A 12,142-nucleotide genomic window follows, 5' to 3' on the forward strand; every position below is an offset into this window, starting at 1 on the left:
ATTCTTTTATTTTTCACTGTATCTTCTTTCAACTTCTTGACGAAGTTAAGGGTTATCGAGCGCGTTTGAAAGTTTTTGTTGCGGGTGCTTTATTTCTAGCAAATTGATGCATTCGTCTTGAATGATTTTCAGATAAAGGTTGTCTTGCAGGGATAAGATGTTTTTTGCTATCCCCAATTAAATCAGATCGACCCATACGCTGTAATGCTTCACGTAACATCGGCCAATTCTTAGGGTCATGGTAACGAATGAATGCTTTATGAAGTCGACGCACACCACCTGCTCGAGGAATAGGAATTTCTTCACTATCGTGGGTCACTTTACGTAAAGGATTTTTACCTGAGTGATACATAGCTGTGGCCATTGCCATCGGTGTTGGTGTGAATGTTTGCACTTGGTCTAATTTAAAATCATGCTCTTTTAACCATAAGGCTAAATTCATCATATCTTCATCCGTGGCGCCTGGATGGGCTGCAATGAAGTAAGGGATTAAATACTGTTCTTTACCTACTTCTTTTGAAAAGCGGTCAAACATTTCTTTAAATTTGTTATATGAACCCATGCCTGGCTTCATCATTTTAGATAGCACATTTTCTTCAGAGTGCTCAGGCGCAATTTTTAGATAGCCACCCACATGGTGCTGCACTAATTCTTTTACATATTCAGGTGAGGTAACAGCCAAGTCATAACGAAGGCCTGATCCAATGAGTACTTTTTTAATGCCTTTGGTATTTCTTGCTTTTCGATAAAGTTCTATCAGTGCAGTGTGATCGGTATTTAAATTTTCACAAATGCCTGGATAAACACAAGAAAGTTTTCGACAAGAGGCTTCAATTTTTTCTGACTTACAAGCCATGCGATACATATTAGCTGTAGGCCCCCCTAGGTCTGAAATGACACCTGTAAATCCATCTACCTTATCTCTAATTTCTTCAACCTCTTTTAGAATGCTTTCTTCTGATCGGCTCTGAATAATTCGACCTTCATGTTCTGTTATAGAACAGAAAGTACATCCACCAAAACATCCGCGCATAATATTGACAGAGAAGCGAATCATTTCCCATGCAGAAATTTTGGCATCACCATAGCTAGGATGCGGTTTTCTTGCATAAGGAAGATCGTATACATAATCCATTTCTTTTGTGGTGAGCGGAATAGGGGGGGGATTAAGCCAGACTTCTCTATCACCATGTTTTTGGATAAGTGCTCGCGCATTTCCTGGATTAGCTTCTAAATGAAGTACACGCGATGCATGGGCATAAAGTACAGGGTCATCAACCACTTCCTCAAAGCTTGGTAAGCGAACAACCTGCATACTTCGATCAGCTTTTGTTTTTCGAACCACCTTAATAACTTGCATGCCGTCGGGTAATTTTTCCTCATTCGATTTGGCGTTAGTTTCACATTCAGTGCCTGCGCCCATTTTCATCTCATAAGGATCTATATGTGTTTCAACTTTTCCAGGGCGGTCAAGATGCGTAGAAGCTATTTCCTCCCAGCCTTCAGGAATTTTTTTACGCAAGAACGCCGTGCCTCGAATATCTTGAATATCTTCTATTTTTTCTCCATCAGCGATGCGATGTGTAAGTTCAATGAGCGCTCGTTCAGCATTGCCATATAACAAGATATCAGCCTTAGAATCTACAAGAACTGAGCGACGCACTTTGTCAGACCAGTAATCGTAATGTGCAATTCTACGAAGACTTGCTTCAATACTACCAATGACTAAAGGCACATCAGAAAACGCTTCTCGACAACGCTGAGAATAGACGAGTACTGCTCGATCAGGTCGTTTGCCAGCAACAGCACCTGGTGTATAAGCGTCATCTGAACGAATTTTTCGATCAGCCGTATATCGGTTCACCATGCTATCCATATTGCCAGCCGTGATACCAAAATAAAGATTAGGCTTTCCTAATGCTTTAAATGGTTCGGCGCTTGACCAATCAGGTTGCGACAAAATACCCACTCGGAATCCTTGCTCTTCTAGCAGTCGCCCAATTAAAGCCATACCGAAACTAGGGTGATCTATGTAAGCGTCACCCGTCACCAAAATGATGTCACAACTATCCCAGCCTAATGCATCCATCTCCCGGCGTGACATAGGCAGCATCGGGGCAGTGCCAAAGCGCTTAGCCCAATAAGGGCGGTATTTATTAATCGCTTGCGGCGTTGAATGTGTGGCATTTTGCATAGTTGAGTATTTTACCCTGATAATTCTATTAAACGCTTTATAATTAGCTACTTAAAAGAATTTAACTCAGTAAACGAGGGATCTTTATGCATCTTGAATTGATTGATGTAGCGATTAGCTTTTGTTTATTAATTGGCGCAGTCTTATATACATCGGTAGGACATGCTGGTGCGTCAATCTATATTGCAATCATGACCTTATTTAATATTCCAAGTGCCGTGATTAAACCTACCGCATTAGTTATGAATATTTTTATTGCCTCATTTACGAGCTGGCGTTTTATACGAAAAGGGTTTTTTGATTTTAAAGTTTTATTACCGATCGCAATCGGCGCAATACCTTTTGCATTTTTAGGTGGTTTTATAAATGCACCTAGTCATATCTACAAATCTATCGTCGGCATCATACTTTTAATATCAGCCATTTCTCTCGTAACGAACCTTTCTAATAAGATCGATAAAAAACTAAAGAAGCCTCCATTTTTCCTGGCAGTTATTATTGGCTCATGCATTGGATTTTTAGCAGGTTTGACTGGAACAGGAGGTGGAATCTTTTTATCTCCACTTATTTTATTTTTAGGATGGAGCTCAACAAAAACAACTTCAGGAATCACAGCGCTTTTTATTTTGATTAATTCAAGCTTTGGTTTACTTGGAAATTATTCTTCAGTACAAAATTTACCAGATCAATTACCGTTATTTATAGGTGCTACATTGATAGGTGCTTTGATTGGCACAACACTCGGCATAAAGTTTTATACAGCCAATACCATTAAAAAAGCATTAGCATTAGTTTTGGTGATAGCAGGCTTTAAATTGTTGCTTACATAAAACAAAAACCCCCACATACCGCGATATATATGTGGGGAAAAAGCTATCCCAAGGGCTAGTTTTTTTATGAGGTCTTAGCTAAAACAGACGGATGAATTCCAAATCTTGCCTTGAAATTCACTGAGAATCTCCCCAAATGCTTATATCCAACGTCTAAAGCAACATCTGTAGTTTTTCTAGTTTTTTTATGGCTTTTAATTAATTCGTACGCAAGCATTAGTCTTTGTTCTTCAATATATTCAAAAGGCGTTTTCGAAAAATATTTTTGAAATAAAAGCTGAAGCGACCTTTCCGAATACCCTGTAAATGTCTTTAAATCAGCCATAGTTATTTTATTAGAAAGTCTAGAATTAATATATTGCGTAGCTAGCTCTACAGCTTTGTGAGTGTTTACTTGAGTCATTTAGCTGAGAGACATATGGTCAGTGTGGAGAATTACATCTGAAATTTTTAGATCAAGTGCTTTAGCATATTTTTTAACACATACTAATTTAAGTGTTGGGGATGGAAAGTGATGAGGTTTATTTTCCTCAATAGATATAATTTGTCTTTCAGCTAAACATAACTCATGAGCAATGTCTAAAGTTGACATACCTCGCTCAATTCTTTTTTGTTTCAATAAGCTAAAGTTATATAAATCTTTTTCCATGGAAAGATAATAAAGTTATATTCGTTCCATGAATATCCTTCAAAAGGATGATGTTGGGGGGGGGCAGACTACCTAGCTAATTCGATCAACTTAGAAAGTGAATTTACCTTCAATTTTCTCATCACTTCAGACTTGTATTGCTTAACGGTAGGCAATGATAAATGGAGCTTATCGATAAGCTCTTGGTTGTTTAATCCCTGAAGTAGTAAATTGTAGACTTCAAACTCTCTCGGAGATAAATTTTTGAGTAGAAAATTTAGATTGATTTCTTTTAATTCGATTTTAATAGCGTTATTAACTGCTGCTATTAATGTGTCAATTTCGAATGGTTTAACCAGGAATTCAATAGCCCCTTGTTTCATGGCATCAATACTTTCTTGAATACTTGCTTCGCCACTAATAAAAATTATTGGGGGGTTGATATTTTTTTCCATAAGCATACGATGCAAATCAACGCCGCTTATATCAGGAAGTTGAATATCAGCAATCACGATTGCCGGTCTTTCAAAGGGTAGGGTTTGTAAAAAATCATTAGCCGTACTGTAAGATTTTGTAATAAAACCTTTGAAAGCTAATAAAGATTCAATACTATCCCGCTGCGAAACATCATCTTCTATTAGATGAATAGTAATTTTTTTATCTGATTTACTAGGCATTGTTTGATATCGGAAGCTCAATTAAGAATTCCGCACCACTTAAGTATGCTTTATTGATGCTCAGGCTTCCCTTATGTCTAGTAATTATATATTTTGATAACCATAAACCTATACCAGAATGCGAAATTTTTGAGCTTTCATAAAGTTTAAATATTTTGCCCTGCATTTTTCTTGATATACCCGGACCATTGTCAGTAACCAAGCAGAATAATTTATTATTTTTAGTGAAAGTTTTAATTTTAATCACTTTATTTTTTTTTGATGTCAAAGATAAGGCATCAATTGAATTTTGTATGAGATTAGAAAATACCTGCCTTAATTCATCTGTATTCATATTTACCTTTGCAGATGAATTTAATAGAAATTTAATTCTTATATTTTTTTCTTTTATCGATTCTTTAAATATAGGCTCCAAAGATTGAACAAAAGTATCAAATATCTCAGATCGATAAATAGACTTATTATTTAAAAACATGGATTTCAAAGTTGTAATAATTTTCGCTGCCCTATCATTGTCCTTAATAATATTTTTGATAAGTATTTTTTCTTTTTCACCCTTAATCAAGAGATTTAAATGTTGACTATTTGTTTTCATAGCACCAAGTGGTTGATTTAGTTCGTGAGCTATTGAAGCGGAAAGAGCGCCAGACACTGCTGTTTTATTTGCTGTCATTAAAGAATTAATTAATTTATATTTTTCACTTAGCAATATTTTTATTTTTGTATTTTCAATTAAATTTGCAGTGCTTGCTGAAGCAATTTTTTCTGTCCAATAGCCATTAATTGCTATATATGACCATATATTAATTATGAGCATTAGCCATAGCATAGCAAGGGGGGCAAGGGGTATCTCATTCAGACTGTCTATAAATCCATAGTCATTATTTAAGAGTATTAGTATTCGAATGAGAAGTAAAATAAATTCAATAAATGTCGTTACGGAAAATATTTTTAAGTATTTTGAATTTTTATATAATTGTTGTTTTTTTATTTCTACAAGTAATACTAAGTAAGCCAAGAAAGAACAGCTGGCGGCAAAAAGTTGCCTATCTATAAAATTACCATTTTGTCGAACGACTTCAAATCCGATGCCATATGCAATAACTATGAATGAGTGGAGCTTTATATCTTTATTTGAAATTTTATATTTGAGACTTTTAGAGTATAAAATAAGCCATATCGTAGAAGCAAAGAAAATAATATTGGAAAACGTTAAAAATAAACTACCTTTCGCAAGGCTCTGTAACATCGAAGCACCCAAAGCGATACAAGTAATTCCAATTGAACCTGATAAGAGTGACGCTGCCCAATATCGTATAGCTTTTTCTTCGGGGTAGATTTTGATAAGAGAAATTGAATTTACAAAGATTCCAAGCTGAATGATTGCAATCGTAATAAAAATAATTGGAATAATGAGATTCAATTAAGTAGCTTTCTTTAAAATCTAAACGAGTATCTGGTGACTAGCCGATGATCTTCTATATAACTATTTTCATTTGCTAATTCAGATCCATATTGCACTGTTAAACGACCAAACGCATAATTAGCTTGCCCTGTTAATTGATAGCGGTGTATTTTATTTATGTCGCCCATATCCTGGCCATTAACAGTACTTTCTCCGCCGATGGTATAAAAATAACTAGCTGACACAGAATAAATTGGATTGAATACGTATTGGAATCCTGTTTGGAAATTATAAATTAGATCTTTTTCTAATTTATTATTTCCTAAGTATTGATTGTTATTACTACTTAAAATAGTATCTAAAGCGGTCATCCAATTTGTATTCTTAGACAGCTTTGTTTGATAACCAGCTTGAAGTGCTGTCTGATATATATTTAATCCGCTATTAATAGCTCGGTTCTTATCATAATCGCCAGTAGGTAATGATATATATCCGGCCATACCAAAATATTCATCTTTCTCTCGGTTTGCATAAGGCCATAAAGCAAATGCAATCGTCGTATCACCAATACCGTTAGAATCTGTGTTCGGGATATTGCTTTGTAAATTTTTATTTTCCATATGATTGTATGATGATTGGGCGTAGATATATGCTGGTATTTGATTGATTTCGAAGGCATGTCCAAGTCTAAAAAGCATAGCGTTTTGATTAATATTGCTGCTGTTTGACGTTTTAGTTCCGTGAGTATATTTGTCTCCTTTTTCAACGTACAAATAAGATATTTGTGCTGCATTGAATCTTCCAGAAGGTGCTTTAATTTCTCCTGGCTGAAGGTCGATCGCAAAAGTGATGTTACTCATCATCACGAGTGTGATGACATATAAAAGTTTGAATTTATTCAGATAGTTAATTAACATTAAGTCACTTTAACTGAATAGACAGTTGATTGATTATCCTGCGATCGTAGGATATTGTTCGTCTCGATTTTAAAAAGGTAAAACTGAACTTGGAGTTGCCAAGGTTAAAACATCTCTAAAAGAGCCTTGAATTCTTTCAAGTGCAATTTTATTTTCAGCTTCAAATCTTAAAACAATGACGGGTGTTGTATTTGATGCGCGCATTAGACCAAACCCATCTTCATACTCAACTCTTAATCCATCGACTTTAATAATTTCGAGTGCATTATCGAATTGTGCTTCCGTTTGTAATTTTTTAATTAAAGCGTGAGGTTCACCTTCGTTCATTTTAATTTGAAGTTCTGGTGTGCTAATGCTATTTGGTAAATTATTTAAAATTTCAGATGGATTATCAAAGCGACTTAATATTTCAAGAAGTCGAACGCCTGCATAAATACCGTCATCAAATCCATACCAACGTTCTTTAAAGAAAGTGTGTCCACTCATTTCGCCTGCAAGTGCGGCATTCTCTTCTTTCATTTTAGCTTTAATAAGGGAGTGACCTGTTTTCCACATCAAAGGCTTGCCACCTTTATCTTTGATCCACTGAAATAAATTACGTGTTGATTTCACATCAAAAATAATCGTCGCATTTGGATTGCGACTTAATACATCCTCTGCGAATAATAAAAGTTGTCGATCGGGATAAATGATTTGACCATCTTTTGTCACAACACCTAAGCGATCCGCATCACCATCAAATGCAAAGCCTAATTCAGCATCACTTTTCTTAAGGTGTGCTATGACATCATTTAGGTTGTGAGGTTCAGATGGGTCGGGGTGGTGATTGGGAAATGTGCCATCCACATCACAGAACAATTCTTCAACAGAACATCCAATACTTTCATAAATTTTTCGAGCGTATGCACCTGCGACACCATTGCCACAATCTATGACTATTTTCATGGGGCGTTTCAAATGGATATGATTTTTGATCGCTTCAATATAATCATTCGCAATATCATATTTTTTTTCAATGCCCTGGCCTTCATAAAAACTTTCTTTTTCTATACGGGCGTAGAGTTTTTGTATGGCCTCTGTGGATAGCGTGTCGCTACCTAAAACCATCTTCAAGCCATTGTAGTCAGGCGGATTATGACTTCCTGTCACCATGACGCCTGATTGGGTTTTAAGAAAGAAGGTAGAAAAATAAACCATGGGCGTGGTGACCATGCCGAGATTAATGACGTGAATACCTGATTTAAGTATGCCTTTTATAAGTGCGTTCGATAATTCTGGGCCTGAAAGTCTTCCATCAAAACCAACGCAAATCTCTGTTTGCTTTCGATCAATTGCTTCACTACCAATCGCGCGACCTATGATTTCTACAAATTCAGGTGTTAGGGTTTTGCCTACAATGCCCCGGATATCGTAGGCTTTAAAAATCTCTTTCGGAAGTAATGCCATGATTTATTCGGACTCTTCAATCCATGCGAGCTGAATGGCTTCTAGAATTTTTTCCCCGCATTTATTAGGGTCATCCTGAAAGCCTTCAAGGTCTAAGATCCACTGGTATAAGTCAGTAAATCGAATTGTCTTAGGGTCTATATCAGGATGTTTGTCGTATAAAGCCTCAGCAATCCTTTGACTATCAGTCCAATGCATAGAAACCTTCCTCTTCAATATAGTTGAAAGGATTATAACTTTTAGATTTTATCTAAGATAGAACTTCATTAAGAAAGATAGGTCAGACCCATGATAAAATATCGATTTTCTGAGATAAAAATCTCTAATCATTTTAAATACATAGCGGAAATATAGACATGTTTAGCAAAGCTCAAAAATTAAGTATGGTGGACCCGGAAATTGCACTTCAAGTCACTCAAGAAGTAAAACGACAAGAAGACCACATTGAGCTCATTGCTTCTGAAAACTATACAAGCCCTGCCGTGATGGAAGCTCAAGGTTCTCAGCTCACAAATAAATACGCAGAAGGATATATTGGTAAGCGTTTTTATGGCGGCTGTGAATTTGTAGACAATGTCGAACAAATCGCGATCGATCGCCTTAAAAAATTATATGGTGCTGAATATGTGAATGTGCAGCCTCATTCAGGTAGCCAAGCTAATCAAGCTGTTTACTTTTCAATACTGAAACCCGGCGATACGATCATGGGTATGAATTTAGGGCATGGTGGGCATTTAACTCACGGTTCACCTGCAAACTTATCAGGCAAACTTTTTAAAGTCGTACCTTATGGTCTCAATGCAAAAGAGGAGATTGATTACGATGAAATGGAAAAGCTTGCGATTGAATCAAAGCCTAAACTCCTTATTGGCGGCGCTTCAGCTTATGCCTTACGTTTTGATTGGGAGCGCATGTCGCAGATTGCAAAAAAAGTGGGTGCTTATTTTATGGTAGATATGGCGCACTACTCAGGACTTATTGCTGCAGGCGTTTATCCTAGTCCAGTGCCTTTCGCAGATTTTGTAACATCCACCACACATAAAACTTTAAGAGGCCCTCGTGGCGGTATTATCTTGGCGAAAGCTGAATTTGAAAAAAGCATTAATAGTTTTGTGTTCCCTGGTATTCAGGGTGGACCTTTGATGCATGTTATTGCAGCTAAGGCAGTAGCTTTCCTAGAGGCTTTAAAACCAGAATTTAAAGTGTATCAAACACAAGTGATTAAAAATGCACAAACGATGGCTGAGTCATTAAGTAAACGTGGTGTGCGTATTATTTCTGGCCGCACTGAGTCACATGTCTTTTTAGTTGATTTAAGACCTAAAGGTTTAACCGGAAAAGCAGCAGATGTTCTTTTGGGACAAGTACATATCACGGTCAATAAAAATTCAATTCCTAATGATCCAGAAAGTCCTTTTGTGACTTCAGGAATTCGTATCGGATCTCCTGCAATCACAACGCGTGGTTTCAAAGAAAAAGAAGCTGACATGGTCGCGCAAATGATTGCAGACATTCTCGATCATCCTAACGACGAAAAAGTTATTAATGAGACCAAAGCCAAAGTAGTTGCTTTAACGGCTCAATTCCCAGTCTATGGGTCTTAAATATAGATTTTCATATCCCAAGTGAGATGCCCATTCTGCGGAACTGCTGATACCCAAGTCGTTGACTCAAGAGTAAACGATGAAGGCAATTCCATTCGACGTCGACGTCGTTGTTCAGAATGTGATAAACGTTTTACAACTTACGAATCAGTCGAGCTCACACTTCCTCAAGTTGTGAAGCAAAATGGTAAACGCGAAGACTTTAGTCGAGACAAACTCCACCAATCATTTAGCCGTGCGCTTCATAAACGCCCGGTGCCTGTTGAATATATAGAGCAAGCCATTGAGCGTATCATTCAAAAAGTTTTAGCTTATGGCGAGAAAGAGATCACCGCTAGAGAGCTAGGCGAAAACGTCATGCATGAATTAAAAAAAATGGATAAGGTGGCTTATATCCGATTCGCATCTGTCTATAGAAGTTTTTCTGATGTCGAAGATTTCCATGATGTTATCCGCGATCTTGATTAAATGAACTCACAATCACCTCAATTTTTCATGAGTGAAGCTTTGAGGCTTGCAGAAAAAGCTTTATTCACAACATCCCCCAATCCAAGAGTTGGTTGTGTCATTGTTCAAGATGGTGCAATTGTAGGTCGTGGCTTTCACGAAAAAGCTGGTGAGTCTCATGCTGAAGTGATTGCGTTAAAAGAAGCAGGCAGCCAATCAGAAGGCAGTGATGTATATGTCACATTAGAACCTTGTTCGCATACTGGCAAAACACCACCCTGTGTAGATGCATTAATTGAAGCTAAGGTTAAAAAAGTATTCATTGCGATGCAAGATCCGAATCCCATAGTTTCCGGCCGAGGTATTCAAAAATTAAAAGACGCTCATATTGAAGTTGAGCTAGGCGTGATGGAAGCCCAAGCGCAATTATTAAATATAGGTTTTATTTCTCGCATGACAAAGCAATTGCCTTATGTAAGGGCGAAGCTTGCAGTATCAATAGATGGCAAGACTGCACTTCATAACGGCAAGAGCCAGTGGATTACAGGCGATGCAGCCAGGGCTGATGTTCAATACTGGCGCGCTTCTTCCTGCGCAATTATTACAGGTATTGGCACTGTATTGCATGACAATCCAAAACTCTCTGTCAGACTTTATGAACATGCGCGGCAACCTTTACGTGTAGTTGTGGATTCAGAATTAAAAATTCCATTAGAGTCAGACATACTTCTTGAAAAACCATTACTTATTGCTTATGCAAATGATAAGCAAAAAAAGTTACCACAATTAAAAGCCTTGGGTATCGAATGCATTCAATTAGACGATAGCGGCAAAGTTGATTTAGCATCACTTCTAAAAGAGCTCGCAAAAAGAGAGGTGAATGAAGTATGGATTGAAGCGGGAGAAGGTCTTAATGGCGCATTCCTTAAAGCTAATTTAATTGATGAGCTTATGATTTATTATGCGCCTGTGATTTTAGGTTCAGAAGCTAAGGGTATGTTTACACTGCCAGCCTTTGAAAATTTAGAAAATAAAATTACCACAACACTTTTAGATCATCGCTGGGTTGGTCAAGATCTAAGAATGCGATTTAAACTAAAGTAACCATTCACCATGCTCATCGATAGCCACTGTCATTTAGATGCATTAGAGTTTAGTGATGAGCAAGATGCAATTATTAAAAACGCGCTTCATCATGGCGTTGAAAAAATTATTATTCCCGCAGTTAACCGAAAAAGTTTTGATGATGTCATCGAGCTTAGAAAAAAATTTCCCAATTGCTTTTACGCTTTAGGTTTTCATCCTATGTATATTCATGACATGAAGGATTGTGATATGGATACGCTGAAAACTTATTTAAAAACATACGAGCCGGTCGCTGTAGGTGAGATTGGTTTAGATTTCTTTGAGACTAAAGATAATAAAACCATTCAAGAAGAAATTTTTGTAGCTCAATTAAAATTAGCAAGTGTTTTTGATTTGCCGGTCATTATGCATGTCAGACAAGCGATTGATGATGTGCTTAAAAATTTAAGACGCTACCCAGTCAAAGGTGGTATCGCTCATGCCTTTAATGGCAGCATGCAACAAGCTGAAGCTTTTATTGAGATGGGATTTAAATTAGGCTTTGGTGGTGCAATGACTTATGCCAGGGCGACACATATTCAAGCGCTAGCTAAATCATTACCTATAGAGTCTATTGTGCTAGAGACAGACGCGCCTGATATTCCGCCATCATGGTTAGGACATCAAGGAAGAAATACTCCTGGAGAATTACATCAGATCGCAACTTTTTTTGCCGAATTACGAGGTATGAATTTAACTTCCGTGATTGAAACGTCACATCAAAATACGCTCGATGCACTCCCCAAAATAGTGCAGTTATGCACATCTGCTGAGAATTTACATTAAGTGTGAACAAAAACTCTAATGGAATTAGGTACATAAGTTAAGTCATTGATTTTAAATAACTTTTATTTAGCTTAAAAAATAAG

General features: G+C 36.9%; 13 protein-coding genes. 5 read left to right on the forward strand and 8 right to left on the reverse strand.

Features of this window, described 5'->3' with window-relative positions:
* Window positions 1-52: 52 nt before the first annotated feature.
* Window positions 53-2,194 (reverse strand): YgiQ family radical SAM protein, encoded by a 2,142-nt coding sequence (locus FIT79_RS02695; protein WP_139875532.1) that lies wholly within the window; start codon window positions 2,192-2,194, stop codon window positions 53-55.
* Window positions 2,195-2,280: 86 nt separating this feature from the next.
* Here FIT79_RS02695 and FIT79_RS02700 point away from each other — a divergent pair, with 86 nt between their 5' ends.
* Window positions 2,281-3,024: a sulfite exporter TauE/SafE family protein gene (locus tag FIT79_RS02700; RefSeq protein ID WP_139875533.1), complete on the forward strand. Its 744-nt coding sequence runs from the start codon at window positions 2,281-2,283 to the stop codon at window positions 3,022-3,024.
* A gap of 64 nt (window positions 3,025-3,088) precedes the next feature.
* Here the strand turns inward: FIT79_RS02700 and FIT79_RS02705 are convergent, their stop codons facing one another.
* From FIT79_RS02705 to iscX, 7 genes are all read right to left on the reverse strand, one after another.
* Complete coding sequence (locus tag FIT79_RS02705; RefSeq protein ID WP_139875534.1) at window positions 3,089-3,427, reverse strand: helix-turn-helix transcriptional regulator; 339 nt, start codon at window positions 3,425-3,427, stop codon at window positions 3,089-3,091.
* Window positions 3,428-3,673: a helix-turn-helix domain-containing protein gene (locus tag FIT79_RS02710; RefSeq protein WP_139874430.1), complete on the reverse strand. Its 246-nt coding sequence runs from the start codon at window positions 3,671-3,673 to the stop codon at window positions 3,428-3,430.
* 68 nt (window positions 3,674-3,741) lie between these two features.
* Window positions 3,742-4,329, reverse strand: a complete 588-nt coding sequence (locus tag FIT79_RS02715; protein ID WP_139875535.1) for a response regulator transcription factor — start codon at window positions 4,327-4,329, stop codon at window positions 3,742-3,744.
* Complete coding sequence (locus tag FIT79_RS02720; protein WP_139875536.1) at window positions 4,322-5,752, reverse strand: sensor histidine kinase; 1,431 nt, start codon at window positions 5,750-5,752, stop codon at window positions 4,322-4,324. The genes FIT79_RS02715 and FIT79_RS02720 overlap by 8 nt, the downstream gene beginning before the upstream one ends.
* Window positions 5,753-5,766: 14 nt before the next feature.
* Window positions 5,767-6,651: a transporter gene (locus tag FIT79_RS02725; protein ID WP_139875537.1), complete on the reverse strand. Its 885-nt coding sequence runs from the start codon at window positions 6,649-6,651 to the stop codon at window positions 5,767-5,769.
* Between the two features lie 69 nt (window positions 6,652-6,720).
* Window positions 6,721-8,097, reverse strand: coding sequence for a phosphomannomutase/phosphoglucomutase (locus FIT79_RS02730; RefSeq protein WP_139875538.1), 1,377 nt, complete (start codon window positions 8,095-8,097; stop codon window positions 6,721-6,723).
* 3 nt (window positions 8,098-8,100) lie between these two features.
* Window positions 8,101-8,295 (reverse strand): Fe-S cluster assembly protein IscX, encoded by a 195-nt coding sequence (iscX, locus tag FIT79_RS02735; RefSeq protein WP_028817852.1) that lies wholly within the window; start codon window positions 8,293-8,295, stop codon window positions 8,101-8,103.
* Window positions 8,296-8,453: 158 nt separating this feature from the next.
* Between iscX and glyA the strand changes: the two genes are divergently transcribed.
* Genes glyA through FIT79_RS02755 form a run of 4 tightly spaced genes read left to right on the forward strand, consistent with a single transcriptional unit; the run spans window position 8,454 to window position 12,059 of the window.
* Window positions 8,454-9,701, forward strand: coding sequence for a serine hydroxymethyltransferase (gene glyA / locus FIT79_RS02740; RefSeq protein WP_139875539.1), 1,248 nt, complete (start codon window positions 8,454-8,456; stop codon window positions 9,699-9,701).
* A gap of 21 nt (window positions 9,702-9,722) precedes the next feature.
* Window positions 9,723-10,169, forward strand: a complete 447-nt coding sequence (gene nrdR / locus FIT79_RS02745; RefSeq protein WP_139870224.1) for a transcriptional regulator NrdR — start codon at window positions 9,723-9,725, stop codon at window positions 10,167-10,169.
* A gap of 27 nt (window positions 10,170-10,196) precedes the next feature.
* The gene (gene ribD, locus FIT79_RS02750; RefSeq protein ID WP_262982828.1) at window positions 10,197-11,252 is read left to right on the forward strand and encodes a bifunctional diaminohydroxyphosphoribosylaminopyrimidine deaminase/5-amino-6-(5-phosphoribosylamino)uracil reductase RibD; all 1,056 of its coding nucleotides are present in this window, start codon (window positions 10,197-10,199) and stop codon (window positions 11,250-11,252) included.
* A gap of 9 nt (window positions 11,253-11,261) precedes the next feature.
* Complete coding sequence (locus FIT79_RS02755) at window positions 11,262-12,059, forward strand: TatD family hydrolase (RefSeq protein ID WP_139875541.1); 798 nt, start codon at window positions 11,262-11,264, stop codon at window positions 12,057-12,059.
* Window positions 12,060-12,142: the final 83 nt, after the last annotated feature.

This window comes from Candidatus Methylopumilus universalis, from assembly GCF_006365315.1.
GTDB lineage: Bacteria > Pseudomonadota > Gammaproteobacteria > Burkholderiales > Methylophilaceae > Methylopumilus > Methylopumilus universalis.

Bases quoted from the DNA above. Each gene is read 5' to 3' on its own strand.
- FIT79_RS02695 (WP_139875532.1), bottom strand. From the start codon at position 2,194: ATGCAAAATGCCACACATTCAACGCCGCAAGCGATTAATAAATACCGC.
- FIT79_RS02700 (WP_139875533.1), top strand. From the start codon at position 2,281: ATGCATCTTGAATTGATTGATGTAGCGATTAGCTTTTGTTTATTAATT.
- FIT79_RS02705 (WP_139875534.1), bottom strand. From the start codon at position 3,427: ATGACTCAAGTAAACACTCACAAAGCTGTAGAGCTAGCTACGCAATAT.
- FIT79_RS02710 (WP_139874430.1), bottom strand. From the start codon at position 3,673: ATGGAAAAAGATTTATATAACTTTAGCTTATTGAAACAAAAAAGAATT.
- FIT79_RS02715 (WP_139875535.1), bottom strand. From the start codon at position 4,329: ATGCCTAGTAAATCAGATAAAAAAATTACTATTCATCTAATAGAAGAT.
- FIT79_RS02725 (WP_139875537.1), bottom strand. From the start codon at position 6,651: ATGTTAATTAACTATCTGAATAAATTCAAACTTTTATATGTCATCACA.
- FIT79_RS02730 (WP_139875538.1), bottom strand. From the start codon at position 8,097: ATGGCATTACTTCCGAAAGAGATTTTTAAAGCCTACGATATCCGGGGC.
- iscX (WP_028817852.1), bottom strand. From the start codon at position 8,295: ATGCATTGGACTGATAGTCAAAGGATTGCTGAGGCTTTATACGACAAA.
- glyA (WP_139875539.1), top strand. From the start codon at position 8,454: ATGTTTAGCAAAGCTCAAAAATTAAGTATGGTGGACCCGGAAATTGCA.
- ribD (WP_262982828.1), top strand. From the start codon at position 10,197: ATGAGTGAAGCTTTGAGGCTTGCAGAAAAAGCTTTATTCACAACATCC.
- FIT79_RS02755 (WP_139875541.1), top strand. From the start codon at position 11,262: ATGCTCATCGATAGCCACTGTCATTTAGATGCATTAGAGTTTAGTGAT.